Raw genomic sequence first — 19,010 nt, forward strand, 5'->3', positions numbered from 1 at the left:
CCGCTCGTCCCGGCTGGAGCGTACCCGCGACCGGCTCAGCCGCGGGCCCACTTCTGGTTGCCGTTGCCCGAGCAGGGCCAGATCTCCAGCGGGGTGCTGTCGGCCGTGCCCGCGTTCTTGGCGTCCAGGCAGGTGCCGGAGGCGACGTTGAAGACCGTCCCGTCGGAGTGGACGCGCCACTGCTGGGTGGTGCTGCCGTCGCAGCCGCGGATCTCCACGCCGGTGCCGTCCGCGGTCGCGCCGCCGATGAGGCCGAGGCACTTGGTGTCGTAGACCGTCAGGTGGTTTGACTCGTCGGAGGTCCAGGTCTGGTTGTCCGAGCCGACGCAGTCCCACAGCGCGGGCTGGGCGCCGTCGTCGCGGCTGGCCGCGGGCACGTCCACGCACCGGCCCGAATCCCGGCCCCGCAGCGGGCCGGCCGCGCTCCGGCGGGCCCAGCGCTGGTTGGCTCCGCCGGTGCAGGTCCACAGTTCCAGCGGGGTGCCGTTCTCGTAGGACTGGCCGGTCGCGTCCAGGCAGGTGCCGGAGGCGGCGTTGACGATCGAGCCGTCCGGCTCGACCGTCCATTGCTGGCTGCCGCTGCCGGAGCAGTCCTCGATCACCGCCTGGGTGCCGTCGGCGGTCGCCCCGCCGGCGGTGTCGAGGCATTTGCTGCCGTAGACCATCAGCTGCTTGGCCGGGGTGGATGTCCAGCCCTGGTTGGCGCCGCCGTTGCAGTCCCACAGCGCGACGACGGTGCCGTTCGCCTGGCTGAGCGCCGGGACGTCCGCGCACAGACCGGAGTTCTGGTCCTTGAGGAAGCCGCTGACCGAGCCCGCGGCGTTCGGCGTCACCGAAAGGTTGTCGAACTGGTCGGTCTGGTAGCCGACCACGCCGAGGCCGATCTGGCCGGTGGGATAGGAATTGTCGTGGACGGTGCCGAGGGTGGTGCCGTCGACCTTGGCCGTGATCTCGTCACCGGAGAAGCCCAGCGAAAGGGTGTGCCAGCTGTTCAGCCCCGGCGCCGCCTGGGTGCCCGAGAGCAGCGTGCTGAGGTTGCCGGCACTGGTGTTCTTGTCGATGGACCAGTCCCCGTTGTCGCTGATCCTCAGCTCGTACGCGGCCTGATGGCTCTGCGGCCGGGTCTGCGTGTTGGCCCGGCCGAGCAGTTCCGCGGTGCCGGCCTGCTGGAGGTCGACGTCCGCGCTCACCGTGTAGTCCGACCAGGCCGGATCGCCGGCCAGGGTGAAGGCGTCCGAATCCTCCTGCCATTCGATCGGCTTGACCGGCGCGACCTGCTGCACGCACTGGCCGGACCGCCCGGCCGCGCACGGCCGCACCTCGTACGAGCCCTGCATGTCGGAGAGGTACTTCGCTTCGGTGCTGGTGGCGTCGTTGTCGAAGTTGTCGCTGTAGGGCAGGGCGAGCGGGTGGTCGGCGGGCGGGTTCGTGACGCCCTTGCCCTGGCCCGTCGTCGTGGTGACGGTGTAGGCGTAGCCCGGCTGCATGGTCAGCGAGTACGTCCCGCCGGCCGGGGTGATGTCCTGGGTGTGGATGAAGTCCGTCGACGCGCTGGGGTGGTTGACGTTCGTGGCCCACACGTGCACCGGGCCGGTGGACAGGCCGCCCTTGACGGTGAAGTCCGCGGTCTGCGCCGCCGTGGCCGTCGTGGTCTCCAGCACGGTCGAGTAGTCCGTGCCGTCCGGCGACTTCAGCGTCACGTAGCTGCCGTTGGACTCGGCGCCGCCGAGGTGGCCGGAGCCGGCGTCGATGAACTTCCAGCCGGGCTGCGCGAACTGGGTGACCTGCGCGGTGGCCCAGGTGTTCTCACCGAGGCTGTAGTGCCCGGACCACGGCGAGTTCGCGGTGGCCAGGCCCACGGTCGGAAACGGGAGATTGGGGTAGAGCGCCGCGACCAGCGGCCAGTTCAGGTACGCGGTCAGCTCGGCGTCGACGTACCCGCGGGTGATCGAGCGGATCAGCGCCGGCGCGCCCGCGTCCATGTCGATCGAGCCGTTTTCGCTGGCCCACAAGGGTTTCCCGTTGTTCTTCGCGGTTTCGGTGCTGGAGCAGCTGTTCGCGCTGCCGCCGTCGCCGCCCTCGCAGGGGTAGTGCGCGCCGATGATGGACACCGCGTTGTCGAACGCCGGGTTGGCCGCCATGTCGTCCGCGACGCCCCAGCCGCTGTCGTCGCCGACGATCTGCACGCTCGCGTACCCGGCGTTGTCCAGCGCCGAGCGCAGCTGGATGTACCAGTTCACGTCGTGCCCGCGCTCGTTCCACCCGCCGAGGTAGTCGATGGCCAGCCCGTTCTGCTTGGCGCACCCCAGCCACGTGATCAGGTAGCCGATGGTGTCGCTCGACCAGAACCCGCCGTTGATCCAGCCCGGGGCCGCCCAGGCGAGCGCGGCGAGCTTGATGCCCGGGTTGCGCGCCTTCGCCTGCTTCATCAGCCAGAACCCGTAGCCGACGTTGCAGTTGACCTGGCCCTTGACGTGTTCGACCGACGGCTCGGAGCCGTCCGTGGAGTCGGCGTCGCCGCCGATCTCGGTCTTGAGGATCTGCAGGCTCGCGCCGTAGTTCGGCTTGAACAGGTAGTCGAGGACCTCCGCCTGCTGGGCGGCCGGATAGTCGGTCAGCAGCCGGGAATTGGCGCCGCCGCCGCTGATCGCACCGACGCCGTCGAACGTGCGCCCGCCCTGGGCGCCGTCCACTGTCACGGCCGTTTCGGTCGCGGCGGGCTTCGCCGGGTCGGCCTGCACGGGTGCGGCGGTCGACGGCAGTGCGCCGGCGAGCAGCGCCATGATCCACAACGGGGCGAGTCTGCGTGAACGGGACACCGGCGGCCCACCTCCACTCAAGGGATGGTGAACAGTGTGCGGTTGTGTGTGTTTGACGGTCAAGATCCGCCACAGGTCAAACATGGACAAACAGTGGCGGTGGTGTAGACCAGCTGAAGCGGCGTTCAAGATCGGCAATCGTCCCTGCGGGATTGCTTGCCATTGCCGTGTTACGAGTGCTTGACACGAATACCGGCCCGAGATCACACTGAGCGTCATCGTCTCGGAACGGCCGGCGACATTTTCTTCCTGACCCCTCGGCGCGGCTCCAGGCGTGTTTTCTGTCATGGCTGGAGAATCCGGAGAGGGGTTTGCCGTGAACGCGCGAAAATGGGGTAGAAAAACGGCGGTCGCGGTTGTCTGCGGAGTCGCGGTGTCGGCCGCGGTGGGAGTGCCCGGCTCCGCCGCCGCGCGACCGCTGTTCCGGCAGCTGCTCGGGCACGTCGTCGCCAGCGGGTATTTCGAGGCCAGCGCGCCGGTCGCGGGCGACTACGCGATCGAGTACGACGTGACCAAGGGCATCGTGTACTACGACACGCTGATCGACGGAGTGGGCCTCGGCTCCGCGGGCGGCCCGGCCGGCACCGCCAATCACACCGCGGCCACGCCGTTGACCGCAGGTGGTCACCTGGTGAATGTGGCCGGGGGTGAGGGAACCGGCGAAGCCGACCTTTATCTGGTGCAGATCTCCTGACTGGAAGCGGCAGAAAGCGCCATTTTTGCGGGCCGTTGTTCGACTATTTCAGTTGCGCTGGAACCTGCGCGCGTGCGTTTCCGGCTGGGTGAGTCAACGAGGGAGAGGTTCGGCGTGACTGTTCATCGGGGTCGTGATTTTGCCCGAAAGTACCTGACCGTGCTCGGTGCGATCTTGCTGTGCGCCGCCTTTTCCGTCGGCGGGACGGGCCTACGACGGCCCGCTTTATCAGGTCACGCGGGCCTCGGACGGGGCCGGCCAGGACATCGGCCCGCTGTCGGCCGGCGGGTACGCCGACGCGGCGGCCCAGGATTCGTTCTGCGCCGGCACCACCTGCCGGATCACCAGGATCTACGACCAGACCGCGAACCACAGCGACCTCACCCCGGCTCCGGGCGGCACGGGGAACAACGCGGCGGACCGCGGCGCCGACGCGAGCGAGCTGGCGGTCACGGCCGGCGGCGAAAAGGGTCTACGGCGTCTGGACTTCACCCGGCGTCGGCTACCGCTACAACGGCGTGGCGAAGGGTGTCGCGACCAACGGCGCGCCCGAAGGCGCGTACATGGTGGCCAGCGGCACCCATGTCGGCAGCAACTGCTGCTTCGACTACGGCAACGCCGAAAGCAGCCCCGCCGACAACGGCAACGGCCACATGGACGCGGTCAGCATCGCGACCACCTGCTACTTCCAGCCGTGCAGCGGCGCCGGCCCCTGGGTCGAGGCCGATATGGAGAACGGCATGTTCCAGGGCGCCGACGGCTCCAACACCGCGAACGCCGGCAACAACAGCCCGTACGTCACCGCGATGCTCCGCAACGACGGCCAGGCCACCTATTCCCTCCAAGGCGGTGACTCCTCGACCGGCGTGCTTTCGACCTGGTGGAACGGCGCGCTGCCGAACCGCGGCGGCTACCGGCCGATGCAGCAGGAGGGCGGCATCATCCTGGGCATCGGCGGCGACAACAGCAACTGGAACATGGGCACCTTCTTCGAGGGCGTGATGGTCGCCGGCTTCCCGGACGACGCCACCCAGAACGCGGTGGCGGCGAACGTGGCCTCGGTCGGCTACACCGGGGAGACCGACGTGCCCAACGGCCCGCAGGGCAACCTCACCGGCCCCGGCGGGCAGTGCGTCGACGTGGCCGGTGACGACACCGGCGTCAACGGCACCGCCGTCCAGCTGTGGAACTGCCAGCGCTACGCGGAAGACCAGTACTGGACCCACCAGCCGAACGGCTCGCTGACCACCATCGGCCGCTGCCTCGACATCACCGGCGACAGCACCGCGTCCGGCGCGCCGGTCGAACTGTGGGACTGCACCGGCGGCGGCAACCAGGTGTGGCAGCCGCAGCCGGACGGCTCGCTGCTCAATCCGCAGTCCGGGCTGTGCCTCGACGACCCGGGCGGCAACACCGCCAACGGCACGCAGCTCGAGATCTGGACCTGCAACGGTGGCGGCAATCAGCAGTTCACCCTGCACAGCGGTTCCTGACACCGGAGGGAAAAGCGCATGGACGAGATTCGCCGCCGCCGCTTCGTGGCCTTGGCCGCGGGAGCCGCGGCCGGAGCGGTGGTTTCCCCGCTCGGCCTGGCCGCGGCCGCGCCGAACAGAACGCGCCCGCGGCTTGACGTCTCACCCGCGGACACGGGCGGTTTCGTCTACCCGGCGCCCGGGCAGACGACCGGCCCCGGGGTCCTCCCGGCGAAGCCCGCGAGCGCGGAATACCTGGGGCGACAGGATTACGGCACCGAAGTCGCTCGTGACCTCGGCTTCTCCGGCGTCCTGAATGGACAGTCCGTGTGGACGTTCGGCGACACCCTGCTCCCGGACGGCAACGGCGGCTACGCGTTCCGGGCCTCGGACAGCGTCGGGCTCGGCGACTCGTCGAACCCGCTGCGGATCTACGACCGGGCCGACTCCTCCGGGCCGACCGAGTGGATTCCGCTCAACGACGCGGAGAACGCCAACGGCGGCCTGGGCCGGTACGGCATGGGCGGCACCAACGTCATCGAGTACGCGCCCGGCCAGGGCCTCGTCTGGTACCTGAAGAACGACCGGGGCACGAACGGGCAGGGCATCGTCGGCGCCGGCGTCGCGACGGTCGGCATCGGCCCGTTCGGCCCGATCGCGACCCGGGCGAGCGACACGATGTGGGGCCCGACCGAACCGTGGTGGGGCGACAACGGGGTCACCTACAACCCGCTCGACGGCAAGGTTTACGTCTACGGGCACGGGCCGGCGCCGTTCAGCAACAACGTTTACCTGGCCCGGGCCACCGCGGCGAACGCGACCGACGTATCCGCCTACGAATACTGGGACCAGAGCGCGAAGGCGTGGACCACGCGGCGGTTCAGCCTCAGCGGCGCACTGGGCACGGTGGTGCTGACCGACGAGCTGGCCATCTTCGCCAACGGGGAGATCGGCCAGTCCAACGCGTTCTGGAGCAACCACTACAACACCTGGATGTACGTCGCCGGCGCCAATGTCGGCTACAGCGACATCATGGTGTCGACCGCGCCGAACCTCGAAGGCCCGTGGACCACGCCGGTCACGATCGCCTCCACCTGCCCGGGCGGCAGCTGCGGCCTCCGTTACGCCATCGCGCCGCACCCGGAGTACGACCCCTCGGGCGCCACCATCCTGGTCACCTGGACCGATTCCAACGTCATCTACACCGTCCGCGTCCACTGGCGGTGAGTGCTCAGGAATTCACGTACGCCAGCACGGCCAGCACCCGCCGGTGGCCGCTGTCGCCGGCGGGCAGGCCGAGTTTGCGGAAGATGTTGCCGATGTGCTTGGTCACCGCGCGCTCGGTGACGACGAGACGCTGGGCGATGGCGAGGTTTTCGTGGCCCTCCGCCATCAGCTGCAGCACCTCGCGTTCCCGCGCGGTGAGGGAGTCCAGCGGATCGTGGCGGTTCATCAGCTGGGTGACGACCTCCGGGTCGAGCGCGGTGCCGCCCGCGGCCACGCGCTCGAGCGCGTCCAGGAACTCCTCGACGCGGCCGATCCGGTCCTTGAGCAGGTAGCCGGTCCCGTTGGCGCCGGTGGCCAGCAGCTCGGTGGCGTAGGCCTGCTCGACGTACTGCGAGAGCACGAGCACCGGCAGGCCGGGCAGCTGCTTGCGGGCCTCGACGGCGGCGCGCAGGCCCTCGTCGCGGAAGGACGGGGGCATCCGGACGTCCAGCACGGCGATGTCGGGCCGGTGCTTCAGCAGCGCGGGCACGATCTCCGGCCCGCTGCCGGCCACGCCGACGACCTCGTGCCCGGCGCTCTTGACCAGGAGCACGATTCCCTCACGCAGCAACGTGTTGTCCTCGGCGATCACTATCCGCATGGCAGCCGCACCTCGATCGTGGTTCCCCCGTCGGCCGGGCTGGTGAAACGCGCGCTGCCGTCCAGCGCGGCGACGCGGCGCCGGATGCCGGCCAGACCCGAGCCCGAATCCGGGTCCGCGCCGCCCTGGCCGTCGTCGCGCACGATGATGCGCAGCTGCGCCCCGTCGCCGTCCACGGTCACCTCGGCGCGCCCGGCGGTGCTGTGCTTGGTCACGTTCGTCAGCGACTCGGCGACCACGAAGTACGCGGCGGCCTCGACCGGCGCCGGCGGGCGCGGCAGATCGTCCGGAATGGACACCGACACCGGGATCCGCTGCCCGCCCGCGAGCGCGTGCACGGCGCCGCCCAGCCCCCGGTCGGCCAGGATCGGCGGGTAGATCCCGCGGATGACGCCCCGCAGATGCCCGAGCGAGTCCTCGATCCCGCTGCGCGCGTCCTGCAGCAACGACAACGCGGCGGTGGGCTCGGCCCGCAGCGCGCGCTCGGCGAGGCCCAGCCGCACGGCCACGGACACCAGCTGCGCCTGGACGCCGTCGTGCAGATCGCGTTCGATGCGGCGCAGCTCCGCCCCGTGCGACTCCAGCGCCTCGGTCCGGGTTTCGGTCAGCCGCTCGACCTGCTGCTCCAGCCGGGCCCGCTCGGTCGGCCGCAGCAGCTTGCCGGCGAACCGGGTCTGCGCGCGGGCGGCGAGCGGCACCAGCCACCAGATCATGGCCGCATAGACCGCGGTCTGCAGGAACGGCCAGGTCAGGGCCTCCGGCCAGGTCTCGACGCGGATGAACGCGGTGACCGTGCCCGGCGGCAGCAGCTGCCACCACAGCGGGATGGTGAGGCTGTACGGGACCGAGGGCCAGAGCGCGACCGCGGTCACCCCGGCGAACAAGCCGCCGATGCCGTGCCCGGCCAGCCAGGCCAGGTCGCGCCAGGCGGCCGGGTCGGTTACGGCGGCCCGGACCCGGCGCCAGTGGCCGCCGTGGAGCTTCCGGTACGGCCGGGCCACGTCGTGGCCGAGCAGCGGCGCGACCCGCTTCCGCTCGGTGTCGGCCAGCCATCGCACCGGTGCCAGCGCATCGGGGAAGACCACAGTGGCCAGCAGGAGCAGCGGCGCCGAGGCGAGGCCGAGCATCGCGGGCACGGCGGTCAGCAGGCCGCCGAAGAGCACCCTCGTCGCGTCTGCGCTGCGCTTGACCGCAGTTTTCATCTCGCTCCCCGGATACCCGCCTGACGTGCGGTGACGCAGCCGGACTCTACCGGGCACCCCGGCGGTGGTGTAGCCGGCTACACCCCCGTCCGGGGTGCTGGAGCCGCTGTGCGCCAACCCTTCCCCTCCTAGCGTCGTGATCACCGGCGAACAGGGAAGGAAAACGAAGATGAGCAGGACACTGGGGGACTCCCTCACCACCGCGGTGCGGATGGAATCCGTACGCAAGACCTACGGCAGCGGCGACACCGCCGTGCACGCCCTCGACGGGGTGTCGATTTCCTTGCGGCGCGGGAGTTTCACCGCCGTGATGGGCCCGTCCGGCTCGGGCAAGAGCACCTTCCTGCACTGCGCCGCCGGCCTCGACCGGCCGACCGGGGGCCGGGTCCTGCTCGGCGACACCGAGCTGACCGGCCGCCGCGAAGCCGAGCTGACCGAGCTGCGCCGGGAGCGGATCGGGTTCGTGTTCCAGGCCTACAACCTGCTCGACGCGCTCACCGTCGAGCAGAACATCCTGCTGCCGCTGCGGCTGGCGAACCGGCCGTTCGAGCCGGAGTTCCTCGCCGAAGTGGTGCGCTCGGTCGGCCTCGACGTGCCGCTGGACCGGCGGCCCGCCAAGCTTTCCGGCGGCCAGCAGCAGCGCGTGGCGATCGCCCGCGCGCTGATCACCCGGCCCGACGTGATGCTCCTGGACGAGCCGACCGGCGCGCTCGACACCCGCACGGCGCGGCAGGTGCTGCTGGCGCTGCGCCACGCCGTGGACCGGTGGGGGCAGACCGCGCTGATGGTCACGCACGACCCGGTGGCGGCGTCGTTCGCCGACCAGGTCGTGTTCCTCGCCGACGGCCGGCTCGCCGGGGAGCTGGAACGCTCCGGGGCCGAGCAGATCGCCGAGCGCATGACGCACCTCGGGGAGTGGTGACGGACGTGTTCGCTCTGTTTCCCTTGTCCTGGCAGATGATCCGCGCGCACCGCGCGGGCTTCGCCGCCGCGTTCGTCGCGGTGTTCTTCGGCTCGGCCCTGATCACGGTGTGCGGGGTGCTGATCGACTCTGGCCAGCGCGCCGGCATCGCGCCCGAGCGTTACGCCGCGGTCCCGGTGGTGGTCACCGCCCCGCAGTCGGTGACCGACAAAGACGGGATGGCACAACGGTTCGCCGAGCGGGTCCCGCTCCCGGCGTCGGAAGCCGACGCGATCGCGCGGGTGCCCGGGGTCCGCTCGGCGATCGGCGACGTCAGCGTGCCGGCCGGGTTGCGCACGGCGGGCGGCACCACGCCGCTGACCGTGCACGGCTGGTCCGCCACCGGGCTCGGGCCGATTGCCTTGGCGGACGGGCGCGCTCCCGCCGCCCCGGACGAAGTGGTGCTCGACGCCGCGACCGCGGCCCGGGCGTCGGTGCGCACCGGCGACGCCGTGGACCTGGAGGCCGGCTCGGTCGCCACGAGGTTCCGGGTCGCCGGCACCACCGTCGCGGGTGCGGGACCGGCGTTCCTCACCGACGCGCGGGCCCGGCAGTTCGCCGGCCGCCCGGACCAGGTGGACGCCGTCGGCGTGCTCGCCCAGCCCGGCGTCGACGCGGGCGAACTCGCCACGCGGATCCAGGCGTCGGTGCCCGGGGTGGTCGCCGCCGCCGGGAACGACCGCGCGGACGCCGAATTCCTCGACGTGGGCACGGCGCGCTCGTTCCTGGTCCTGATCGCCGCCTCGTTCGGCGGCACCATGCTGATGATCGTGCTGCTCGTGGTGGCCAGCACGCTCGGGCTGTCCGTGCAGCAGCGGCGCCGGCAGTTCGCGCTGCTGCGGGCGATCGCGGCGACCCCGCGGCAGCTGCGCCGCCTGATCGGCACCGAGGCGGTGCTGGTTTCGGCCGTGGCGTCGGTGCTCGGCGCGCCGGCCGGCCTCGGGCTGAGCCTGGTGCTGCGCAACGAACTGGCGGACCTGGGCGTGGTCCCGGCCGGGTTCCGGTTCGTCTACGGCCCGCTGCCGATCGTCGCCGCGGTCGCCGCGTGTGTGCTCACGGCGCTGGGCGCCGGGCTGGTCGCGGCCCGCCGGGCGGCGCGGATCAGCCCGATCGCGGCGCTGGGCGAGGCGGCCGTCGAGCCGCCGCGGCTGGGGCGGGGCCGGCTGGTCACCGGCTGGGTGCTGGTCGTCGCGGGGGTGCTCGCCGGCGGGGTCGTGCCGCTGGTGCTGGCCGGTCCCGCCGCGATCGGCGGCGCGGCGGGCTCGGTGCTGCTGCTGGTCATCGCCGTGGCGCTGCTCGGGCCACGGCTGCTCACCGCGACCTCGGGGCTGTTCCGCGGCCTGGGCCTCGGCCGTGGGGCCGCGGGTTACCTGGCCGGCGCCAACACCCGGGCCCACGCGCGCCGCCTCGGTTCCGCGACCACGCCGTTGATCATGGGCGTGGCGCTGGCCGCGGTGCAGATCTTCACGCTGACCACCACGGCGGGCGCCGCCCAGCGCCAGGCCGACGCCGGTCTGGTCGCCGACCGGGTGCTCGTCGCCGAGAACGGCGTCGCACCCGCCGTCGCCGGTGCCGTGCGGCAGGTTCCCGGCGTCGCCGCGGCGGTCCCGGTGGCCCGGACCGGCGTGCAGGTGACCTACCGGCAGCTGGGGGAAGAGGCGATCGAGCCCGCCGGCGCGCTGGGCGTCACCCCGGAAGGCCTGCGTGCCGTGCTGAACCTGGACGTCCGCCGCGGTGACCTGACCGGCTTGACCGGCGACACGGTGGCGGTGAGCCAGTTCGCCGCCGACACCTACGGGGTCGACGTCGGCGGGACCCTGAACCTGCGCCTCGGCGACGGCACCCCGCATCCCGCGCGGGTGGTCGCGGTCTACGGCAGCGGGCTCGGCTTCGGTGACCTGACGCTGCCGCACGACGTGGTCGTCTCGCACACGACTTCCCGGCTGGACACGGAAATCCTGGTCGCGAAGGCATCCGGCATCGCCGACGCCGCGCTGGACGCCGGTCTGCACAAGGCGCTCGCCGCGCACCCGGAGGTCCGCGTGTCGGGCCGCGAAGCCTTCGCCGGCGGACAGGACGCCGCAGCGGCCGGGCAGTCGACCTTCGTGCTGCTGCTCAACCTCGTGCTGCTCGGGTTCATCGCGATCGCGGTGGTCAACATCCTGGTGCTGGCCACGGCGGCGCGGGTCCGCGAGTTCGCCCTGCTGCGCCTGGTCGGCGCGAAACCCCGCCAGGTGCGGTCGATGATGCGCCGCGAGGCGGGGGTCGTCGTCGTGGCTTCGGTGGTGCTCGGCTCCCTCGCCGCGCTCCCGCCGCTGCTCGGGGTCAGCGTCAGCCTGACCGGGTCCCCGCTGCCCACCGTGCCGCTGCCGGCCTGTCTCGCGATCGCCGGCGTGGCCGCGGTGCTCGGCTGGGCGTCGATCGCCATCCCGACCCGGTTCGCCCTGCGCCCGGCCCCGATGGCCGCCCTGCGCACCGGCGAATGAAAGTCCTCAGTAGACAGATCAACTCCGTGGAAAGGACGCTGTGATGGTAGTTCCCGGCCAAGTGGGCTCCGAAGCCCGCCTCGAGCCGACCGGTCTGCGCGGGCTCATCGGCCGCCGCCGGCTGACCAGTTTCTTCGTGCTGGCGTACGGGATGAGCTGGCTCGCCTGGACCCCGTACATCCTCTCCGGCAACGGGCTGGGCGTGCTGCCCTTCCGGTTCCCGGTGCTGCTCGGCACTTCGCAGGTCTTCGGCGTGCTGCCCGGCGCTTACCTCGGCCCGATCCTGGCCGCGTACATCGTCACCCGGGTCGCCGAAGGCCCGGCCGGGATCCGGCGGTGGGCCGGGCGCCTGCTGAAGTGGCGGGTGAACTGGCGCTGGTACGCCGGGGTCCTGCTCGGCACGCCGCTCGCGCTGACCGCGGCGAGCATCCCGTTCGCGGGCGGCTGGGCGAACGTCCACCTGCCCGCGGCGGCCGTGCTGATCGCGTACGTGCCCGCACTGGTCTTCCAGATGATCACGACGGGGCTCGCCGAGGAGCCCGGCTGGCGTGACTTCGCGCTGCCCCACCTCCAGCCGCGGTTCGGCGCGCTGCGCGGCACCCTGGTCCTCGGCCCGCTGTGGGGCGCCTGGCACCTGCCGCTGTTCCTGTCCGAGTGGGGCGGCTGGCCGGACGTGGACTGGGTGCGGCCGGTCGAGTTCATCGCCACGGCCGTGCTGTTCAGCCTGGTCATGACCTGGGTGTTCAACCGCACCGGCGAAAGCCTGCCGCTGGCCATGCTGCTGCACACCAGCGTGAACAACTACTTCTCGGTCGCCTGGTCCGGGATGTTCCCGACGGTCGACGCCCACGGCGCGGCCCATATCCAGCTGATCACCGCCGCGGTGGTCGCGGCCGTGCTGCTGATCGCGACCCGCGGGCGGCTCGGTTACCCTTCCATCCACAGTGGACAGTGACCGGGCGGGTGCCGGGTCAGGCGACCTCGTTCAGCCTCCCGGTCGCGACGTCGAAGACGAACCCTCGCACCGAATCCTTCCTGGGGATGAACGCGCTGGTGCGGATCCGCGCGAGCGACTGCCGCACGTCGGTGTCGAGGTCGGTGAAGGCCTCGGCGGCCCAGGCCGGTTTGACGCCGACCTCCTCCTGGATGGACTTCTTGAACTCGTCGTCGGTGAAGGTCAGCATCCCGCAGTCGGTGTGGTGGATGAGGATGATCTCCTCGGTGCCCAGCAGCCGCTGGCTGATCGCCAGCGAGCGGATCTCGTCTTCGGTGATCACGCCGCCCGCGTTGCGGATCACGTGCGCTTCGCCCTCGTTCAGGCCGAGGACGCCGTAGACGTTGATCCGCGCGTCCATGCACGCGACGACCGCGACGCGCTTGGCGGGCGGCAGCGGCAGCGGGCCGCTGAAGCCCGCGGCATACTCGGCGTTGTTGGCCAGCAACTCGTCGGTGACACTCACAGGTGGTCCTCTCGGCCGGTTCCCCTCGGGGTGAGCAGACCGCCGCGTGCACTCAGGCGCAACCATGCCCACGAAGTGGAAATCCCGGCCGGGCCGGTGACGAACACGGCCGGTCCCCGGGGTCACTCCGGCGGAACGTCGACCGGGGCCCAGAGGCTGGGCAGGTTGACCACCACGCCCTCCTGGCTGCTGCGCGCGATGACGACCACGGCGGGTTCGCCGGTCGGGTTCTCCTCGCGGTGGGGGACGTACGGCGGCACGAAGATGTAGTCGCCGGGCCCGGTTTCCAGCCGGACCTCCTCGTCGCCGTCGGCGAAGACGAAAACGGGGTGGCCGGACTTGACGTAGATCGCGGTCTCGGCCTCGCCGTGGTGGTGGTCGCCGGAGTTCGTCTCCGGGGCCACGTGGGTCTCGCCCATCCAGACCTTCGTCGAGCCGACGGTCTTGCCCGAGATCGCCTCCAGCCGCCGCATCCCGGAGGTCTGGGTGGTGTCGCCGGTCAGGCCGGCGCCGCGGATGTGGCGCAGCGGCTGGTGCCAGTGGTCGGTCATGGGCCTTCCTCACGGGCTCGGTGCGGGTGGGTGCCCGCCATCATCCCCGCCCCGGCGGGCCGGCGCCCGTCCCGGCGAGGACGACCGGGAACCGGGGACGGGCCTTTCGGGACAGGAAACGGCCCGGCGCTGCCCCAGCGCCCCAGGCGATGGCATGTTGGTCTCGGGGATTCGGCTCGGGAAGGGTGCTAGGCGGATATGGCGGACAGGTTCGAGTTCACGCTCGACGTGGTCGAGGCCCTGGTGGTCGGACAGGCGACCGGCGGCGACATCCGGCAGTTCCCGTTGCGGATCGGCACGGTGCCCGCGGACCCGGTGCGGTTCGTGCGCGTCGCGACGCAGGTCTACCGGGGCATGGAGGAGCGGCGGCTGTCCGTGCAGGGCGAGTTGCACCCGGCCGTGCGCACCGCGTTCGGGCTGCTCGCCGAATCGCGCGTGGCGGTGGCGGTGACCGGGGTCGACGGCCTCGGCTCCGACCTGTCGGTGCTCGCGCTGACCGACGGGCGCCAGGCGCTCGGCATCACGCAGGACCCGCGGTCGGACGAGCTGACCTTCTCGCTGTTCCCGGACGAGGACCTGGTGGAGGTCATCACCGGCGTCCTGCCGGCGGCGCGCGCGGCGACCACCCCCGCGCAGACCGTGCACCGGGAGGCCCCGCGGGAGGTGTCCGCCATGACGGCGCGGCGCCGCGCCGAGGCGGCTGAGGACAAGGACGAGACCGACGCGTTCGGCAGCCTCCGGATCGTCAAGACGCGGTCCGGGAGGGGCCGGGCGCGCCCGGGCGAGCAGTCCGGCGGCGACGTGCTGCAGCAGGTGCTGGCCGCTCCGCGCCTGGGCGGCGGGCACATCCTGACCACCGGCCGCGGCCGGTTCGGCGAGCTTCGCAGCGGCGACCCGATGAGCTGGCTGGACACCGAGGACGGCCGTTACCTCGTCCACACCACCACCGGCCAGTCCGGTGAGCTGAGCGCGAACTACGTGCCGGCCGGGCGCGCGGGTGTCGCCCGCGCGGTGCGGCAGGCGATTTCCGCCGTCTATTGACGCTCTACTGTGGACAGAGCGCGTCCGGCGCCGGACGAATGCCGCCGGCGCGGCTAGGCTGGAGGCCATGAAGGGGCTGCTCCTGCGCCTGTCCGCGGTCGATGCCGACGCGGAGGCCGCGGTACGGGTGATCGCGTACTTCGACGAGCTGGTCGCGCACCGGGCGAGCCTGCCGGACCTGGTGCGTTCGGCGGCGGCGCTGGCGGAGTGCCCGGCCGGGCTGGACGGCGAAGGCCGGGCCGCCCTGCGCTTCGGCCCGGACGGCACGGTCCCGGCGGGGCCGGAGCCGTCCACCGCGGTGTCCTCGGCGGTGGAGCCCGGCAGCCGGGTCTGGCTGGAGCGCCCGGCGCCCGGCCCGCTCGACGACCTGGTGCTGGAGCGGTTCGCGATCGCCGCGCGGCTGCTCGCCCGCCCCGGACCGGCGGCGGCCGCACCGCACCTCGCCGATCCCGCGCTGGTCGAGCTGGTGCTGGGCGAACAGGCCGCGGACGAGGACCGCGCGCGGGCGCTGGTGCTGCTCGGGCTGGCCCCGGGCAAGCCGCTGCGCGTGGTCGCGGTCGGCACCGAGGACGGCGGCGACCCGGGTGCGGCGGCCGTCGCGCTGATGGCCCGCGGCGGGGCGCCCCCGGCCGCGCGGGTGGCGGTGGTCGGCGACGTCGCGGCGGTCCTGCTCCAGCCGCGTGAAGGCGCGGGCACAGTCGTCACCTCACTGCGGGCCGCGCTGGCCGAACGGGCGCGGGAACGCCGCGCGACGGGCTCGGTCCGGGTGGGCGTCGGCGACCCGGTCGACGGCCTCGAGGCCCGCCGTTCCTGGCTGCAGGCGCGGCTGGCCGAGCGCTTCGCCGTGCCCGGCGCGGAACCGGTGATCGTCCACGACGAACTCGGCTCGCTCACCCTGCTGGCCGAGATCCCGCCGGAGCGGCTGCGCGCCCAAGCCGACGTCCGCGCCCTCGACGACCTCGCCGCCACCCCGGCCGGCGCCGCCGACGTCGCCACGCTGGAAGCCTTCTGCCGCACGGGATCCCTGCGCCAGGCGGCGCTGGCGCTGCACCGCCACCACAGCTCGGTCGCCGGACGGCTCGCCCACGTGGAAGACGCGCTGGGCTGGCGCCTCGACGACCCGGGCGACCGCTTCCGCGCCCGCCTCGCCCTGCTCGCCCGCCGCCTGGCAGCCCGCGGCTGACCTGCCGGAAGCGCGCGGAGCGGGCCGATTCGGGACCGGCCCGCCTTGTCCCCTCCCCCAGCCGACATACCCCACCGGGCGTTGATCAACGGCCAGGTGTTCTTTGTCCCCGCCGAAAACCCACGCACTGTGCGAGGGGGCGCCGCGCGCCGGTCAGGCCCGGCCGGAGGAGAGGGGTTCAGCCGCGATGACGCAATGCCGGCTGCGCAAACGCACGCAGCACCACCTCGGCGCCCCGAAACCGGCCGGGACCAGCCGCTAGACCGGCTCGGCCCCCAGCGCCCGGGCCAGCACGGCCCGGGCCTCGGCCACCTCGCGGCGGGAGATCGTCGCCTGTTTCACCATGCCCGAGCCGTGGAAGGTGCCCGGGAACAGGTGCAGCTCGGTGCTGACGCCGGCGGCCAGCAGGCCCTGGGCGTAGGCGATGCCCTCGTCGCGCAGGGGGTCGAACTCCATCACCGAGACGTAGGCGGGCGGCAGGCCGGACAGGTCCGTCGCGCGGGCCGGCGCGGCGTGCACCGGGACGCCCTCGGTGCCGCGGACGCCCGGGCCGAGGTAGGAGTCCCAGCTGAACTCCGCGCGCGGCCGGTTCCACAGCGGGGTGTCGACGAAGGCGCGCATGCTCGGGGTGTCCAGCCGGTCGTCGATCTCCGGCACGCCGAGGTACTGGAACGCGATCGCCGGGCCGCCGCGGTCGCGCGCCAGCAGGGCCAGCGCGGCGCACAGCCCGCCGCCCGCGCTGACGCCGTGGATGACGATGCGCTCCGGGTCGATGCCCAGGTCGCCGGCGTTCTTGGCCGCCCAGACCAGCGCCGCGTAACAGTCCTCGAGCCCGGCCGGGTACGGCGCTTCGGGCGCGAGGCGGTAGTCCACCGACACCACGACGACGCCGAGGTCGCGCGCCAGCCCGAGGTTGCTCTCGTGGCCCATGTCCGCGTCGCCCACGATGAAGCCGCCGCCGTGCACGTCGAAGAGCAGGGACGGCGTCGCGATCCGGTCCGGGGTGTAGACGAGCACGCGCACGTCGGGCGCGCCGTCCGGTCCGGGCACCTGCTCCTCGCGCACGGTGACGCCGGTGGTGTCGGGCTCGCCGGCCAGCTCCGCGAACATCTCCTTCATGCGCAGCCGGGCCGCCGGCAGGTCGGAAAAGTCCTGCGCCGGGATCATCGGGATCGCCGCGGCGAGCTCCGGGTCGAATGCGTAGGTCATCGGGTTCCTCTCCTCGAAGACGTCCTGTCCTCCATTCTGGCGGCAAGCGCGCCCGGGCGGGCCCGACGAGCGTCGCCGGGCCGGGCCCCCGCGGCCGACATCCGCGCGCCCGGCCCGCTAGCGTGGAGCGGTGGAGATCTCCGAATTCGGGTCCTGGGCCACGCCGATCACGGCGGAGCTGATCACGCGGTCGGCGGCGCGCGTGACGGACGTGCAGACCGACGGCGACGCGGTCGTCTGGTCGGAGGCGCGCCCCGAAGAGGGCGGCCGGGTCCAGCTGGTCCGCCGCGCCGCCGACGGGACCGTCACGGAGCTGCTGCCCGAAGGCTTCGACGCGCGCACCGCCGTGCACGAGTACGGCGGCGGCGACTGGTGGGTCCGCGAGGGCGCCATCTGGTTCGCGAACTGGCGCGACCAGCGCCTGTACCGCCTCGACGGCGGCGAGCCCGAGGCGCTGACACCCGAGCCCGAGGTGCCGCGCGGCGACCGGTACGCCGACGGCGGCTTCAGCCCGGACGGCACCCGCCTGGTCGTGGTGCGGGAACGGCACCCGGCCGGCGGCGGGGGAGCGGCCGGCGTCCGCAACGAGCTGGTCGAACTGCACGCGGACGGGACGCCGGAAGTCCTCGTCAGCGGCCCCGATTTCGTTGCCGCTCCGCGGTTTTCCCCGGACGGGCGCCGGCTCGCCTGGGTCTCGTGGAACCACCCGGACCTGCCGTGGGACGACACCCTGCTGACGGTGCGCGACCTCGGCACCGGCGTGGACACGGTGGTGGCGGGCGGCCCCGGCGAGTCCGTCTCGGAGCCCCGCTGGCTGCCCGACGGCACGCTCCGCTTCGTCTCCGACCGCACCGGCTGGTGGAACCTGTACCGCTGGAAGCCCGGCGGCCCGGTGGCACCGGCCGTGGTGCTGGACGCCGAGATCGGCGTCCCGGGCTGGCAGCTGGGCCTGGCCCGGTACGCCGAGCTGCCGGACGGCCGCACGGTCTTCGCCCGCTGGAGCGGCGGGCTGGACGGCCTCGCGGTCGCGGCCGCCGACGGCACCGTGACCGGCCTCGACCTGCCGTTCACCCTGATCCGCGCGGTCCGGGCCACCGGGACCGGCGAGGTCGTGGTGCTCGCCGGTTCGCCCACCACGGAGCCCGGCGTCTACGCCGTCACCGCGGAAGGCGGGGTCCGGACGCTGCGCGAACCCCGGGACACCGGCATCGACCCGGGCTACCTGTCGGTGCCCGAGGCGATCGATTTCCCTTCGGGCGAACGGGTTTCGCACGCATTGTTCTACCCGCCGGCGAACCCGGCCCACGATGGGCCCGAGGGCAGCAGGCCCCCGCTGATCGTGATCGTCCACGGTGGACCGACGGCGAGCGCGGCGCCCGTGCTGTCGCTGGGAGTCCAGTACTGGACGAGCCGCGGGTTCGCCGTGGTGGACGTCAACTACGCGGGCTCGACCGGCTTCGGCCGTGCCTATCGCAACGAGCTGCGCGGCACCTGGGGCGAGCTCGACGTGGCCGACTGTCTCGCGGCCGCCCGCTGGCTCGCGGCCGAGGGACGCGTCGACGGGAAGAAGCTGCTGATCCGCGGCGGCTCGGCGGGCGGTTACACCGTGCTGGCCGCGCTGGTGCGCGAGGACACGCCGTTCGCCGCCGGCACCGACCTGTACGGCATCGCCGATCTGGAGGCGCTGGCCGCCGACACGCACAAGTTCGAGAGCCGCTACCTGGACCGGCTGATCGGCCCGTACCCCGAGGCCCGCGACGTGTACGTGGACCGCTCGCCGATCCACCGGGTCGACGCGTTCGCCCGGCCGCTGCTGGTGCTGCAGGGCGCCGACGACCCGGTGGTGCCGCCGAACCAGTCCGAGCTGATCGTCGACGCTCTGCGCGCGCGGAAAGTCCCGGTCGCGTACCTGCTGTTCGAAGGCGAGCAGCACGGTTTCCGGCGGGCGGACAGCATCCGCCGTTCGCTGGACGCGGAACTCAGCTTCTACAGCCGGATCTTCGGTTTCCCGCTGCCGCCGGGCGAGGCCATCGAGCCGGTCGAGGTGGAGAACCTGCCCTGAGCG

15 protein-coding genes and 1 pseudogene are annotated in these 19,010 nt (G+C 72.7%); 10 read left to right on the top strand and 6 right to left on the bottom strand.

Annotated features, from left to right (window positions below; translation table 11 throughout):
• Nucleotides 1–35: 35 nt before the first annotated feature.
• On the bottom strand, nt 36–2,819 hold the full coding sequence (locus BMY97_RS09810; protein WP_218156742.1) for a ricin-type beta-trefoil lectin domain protein: 2,784 nt from the start codon (nt 2,817–2,819) through the stop codon (nt 36–38).
• 373 nt (nt 2,820–3,192) lie between these two features.
• Here BMY97_RS09810 and BMY97_RS09815 point away from each other — a divergent pair, with 373 nt between their 5' ends.
• The 4 genes and pseudogenes from BMY97_RS09815 to BMY97_RS09825 all read left to right on the top strand — a co-directional run bounded on the left by BMY97_RS09815 (nt 3,193) and on the right by BMY97_RS09825 (nt 6,212).
• Nucleotides 3,193–3,513 (top strand): hypothetical protein, encoded by a 321-nt coding sequence (locus BMY97_RS09815; RefSeq protein WP_091615695.1) that lies wholly within the window; start codon nt 3,193–3,195, stop codon nt 3,511–3,513.
• Nucleotides 3,514–3,679: 166 nt separating this feature from the next.
• Nucleotides 3,680–3,910 (top strand): annotated as a pseudogene (locus tag BMY97_RS49070) (arabinofuranosidase catalytic domain-containing protein); the annotation flags it as partial.
• Nucleotides 3,825–5,006: an arabinofuranosidase catalytic domain-containing protein gene (locus BMY97_RS49075; protein ID WP_425425253.1), complete on the top strand. Its 1,182-nt coding sequence runs from the start codon at nt 3,825–3,827 to the stop codon at nt 5,004–5,006. The pseudogene BMY97_RS49070 and the gene BMY97_RS49075, both read left to right, overlap by 86 nt.
• Nucleotides 5,007–5,024: 18 nt before the next feature.
• Nucleotides 5,025–6,212, top strand: coding sequence for a DUF4185 domain-containing protein (locus BMY97_RS09825; RefSeq protein ID WP_091615698.1), 1,188 nt, complete (start codon nt 5,025–5,027; stop codon nt 6,210–6,212).
• Between the two features lie 4 nt (nt 6,213–6,216).
• Here BMY97_RS09825 and BMY97_RS09830 read toward each other — a convergent pair whose 3' ends face one another.
• Together BMY97_RS09830 and BMY97_RS09835 are read right to left on the bottom strand one after the other, a co-directional pair.
• Nucleotides 6,217–6,852 (bottom strand): response regulator transcription factor, encoded by a 636-nt coding sequence (locus BMY97_RS09830; RefSeq protein ID WP_177231254.1) that lies wholly within the window; start codon nt 6,850–6,852, stop codon nt 6,217–6,219.
• Nucleotides 6,843–8,054, bottom strand: a complete 1,212-nt coding sequence (locus BMY97_RS09835; protein ID WP_091615703.1) for a sensor histidine kinase — start codon at nt 8,052–8,054, stop codon at nt 6,843–6,845. Before BMY97_RS09835 ends, BMY97_RS09830 begins: the two co-directional genes overlap by 10 nt.
• Before the next feature lie 169 nt (nt 8,055–8,223).
• Between BMY97_RS09835 and BMY97_RS09840 the strand changes: the two genes are divergently transcribed.
• From BMY97_RS09840 to BMY97_RS09850, 3 genes are read left to right on the top strand one after another with little or no spacing between them, the layout of a single operon-like run.
• Nucleotides 8,224–8,976: an ABC transporter ATP-binding protein gene (locus tag BMY97_RS09840; RefSeq protein WP_091615706.1), complete on the top strand. Its 753-nt coding sequence runs from the start codon at nt 8,224–8,226 to the stop codon at nt 8,974–8,976.
• A 5-nt stretch (nt 8,977–8,981) separates the two neighbouring features.
• Nucleotides 8,982–11,501, top strand: coding sequence for an ABC transporter permease (locus tag BMY97_RS09845; RefSeq protein WP_245787241.1), 2,520 nt, complete (start codon nt 8,982–8,984; stop codon nt 11,499–11,501).
• Between the two features lie 43 nt (nt 11,502–11,544).
• Entirely contained in the window at nt 11,545–12,456 is a 912-nt protein-coding gene (locus BMY97_RS09850; RefSeq protein WP_091615708.1) for a CPBP family intramembrane glutamic endopeptidase, read from the top strand.
• A gap of 16 nt (nt 12,457–12,472) precedes the next feature.
• Here BMY97_RS09850 and BMY97_RS09855 read toward each other — a convergent pair whose 3' ends face one another.
• A complete protein-coding gene (locus BMY97_RS09855; protein ID WP_091615711.1) occupies nt 12,473–12,961 on the bottom strand; it encodes a beta-class carbonic anhydrase in 489 nt (162 codons plus the stop codon).
• Nucleotides 12,962–13,083: 122 nt separating this feature from the next.
• Nucleotides 13,084–13,512: a cupin domain-containing protein gene (locus BMY97_RS09860; RefSeq protein WP_091615714.1), complete on the bottom strand. Its 429-nt coding sequence runs from the start codon at nt 13,510–13,512 to the stop codon at nt 13,084–13,086.
• A gap of 198 nt (nt 13,513–13,710) precedes the next feature.
• Here BMY97_RS09860 and BMY97_RS09865 point away from each other — a divergent pair, with 198 nt between their 5' ends.
• Both BMY97_RS09865 and BMY97_RS09870 read left to right on the top strand, forming a co-directional pair.
• Nucleotides 13,711–14,553: an ESX secretion-associated protein EspG gene (locus tag BMY97_RS09865; RefSeq protein ID WP_091615718.1), complete on the top strand. Its 843-nt coding sequence runs from the start codon at nt 13,711–13,713 to the stop codon at nt 14,551–14,553.
• Between the two features lie 67 nt (nt 14,554–14,620).
• Complete coding sequence (locus BMY97_RS09870) at nt 14,621–15,736, top strand: PucR family transcriptional regulator (protein ID WP_091615721.1); 1,116 nt, start codon at nt 14,621–14,623, stop codon at nt 15,734–15,736.
• 258 nt (nt 15,737–15,994) lie between these two features.
• Here the strand turns inward: BMY97_RS09870 and BMY97_RS09875 are convergent, their stop codons facing one another.
• The gene (locus BMY97_RS09875; protein ID WP_091615723.1) at nt 15,995–16,945 is read right to left on the bottom strand and encodes an alpha/beta hydrolase; all 951 of its coding nucleotides are present in this window, start codon (nt 16,943–16,945) and stop codon (nt 15,995–15,997) included.
• 130 nt (nt 16,946–17,075) lie between these two features.
• On the opposite strand from BMY97_RS09875, the gene BMY97_RS09880 reads away from it, so the two are divergent.
• Nucleotides 17,076–19,007 (top strand): S9 family peptidase, encoded by a 1,932-nt coding sequence (locus BMY97_RS09880; RefSeq protein WP_091615726.1) that lies wholly within the window; start codon nt 17,076–17,078, stop codon nt 19,005–19,007.
• Nucleotides 19,008–19,010: the final 3 nt, after the last annotated feature.

The organism is Amycolatopsis saalfeldensis, from assembly GCF_900110575.1.
Lineage (GTDB): Bacteria > Actinomycetota > Actinomycetes > Mycobacteriales > Pseudonocardiaceae > Amycolatopsis > Amycolatopsis saalfeldensis.

Bases quoted from the DNA above. Each gene is read 5' to 3' on its own strand.
- BMY97_RS09860 (WP_091615714.1), bottom strand. From the start codon at position 13,512: ATGACCGACCACTGGCACCAGCCGCTGCGCCACATCCGCGGCGCCGGC.
- BMY97_RS09850 (WP_091615708.1), top strand. From the start codon at position 11,545: ATGGTAGTTCCCGGCCAAGTGGGCTCCGAAGCCCGCCTCGAGCCGACC.
- BMY97_RS09865 (WP_091615718.1), top strand. From the start codon at position 13,711: ATGGCGGACAGGTTCGAGTTCACGCTCGACGTGGTCGAGGCCCTGGTG.
- BMY97_RS09840 (WP_091615706.1), top strand. From the start codon at position 8,224: ATGAGCAGGACACTGGGGGACTCCCTCACCACCGCGGTGCGGATGGAA.
- BMY97_RS09825 (WP_091615698.1), top strand. From the start codon at position 5,025: ATGGACGAGATTCGCCGCCGCCGCTTCGTGGCCTTGGCCGCGGGAGCC.
- BMY97_RS09870 (WP_091615721.1), top strand. From the start codon at position 14,621: ATGAAGGGGCTGCTCCTGCGCCTGTCCGCGGTCGATGCCGACGCGGAG.
- BMY97_RS09830 (WP_177231254.1), bottom strand. From the start codon at position 6,852: ATGCGGATAGTGATCGCCGAGGACAACACGTTGCTGCGTGAGGGAATC.
- BMY97_RS09875 (WP_091615723.1), bottom strand. From the start codon at position 16,945: ATGACCTACGCATTCGACCCGGAGCTCGCCGCGGCGATCCCGATGATC.
- BMY97_RS09835 (WP_091615703.1), bottom strand. From the start codon at position 8,054: ATGAAAACTGCGGTCAAGCGCAGCGCAGACGCGACGAGGGTGCTCTTC.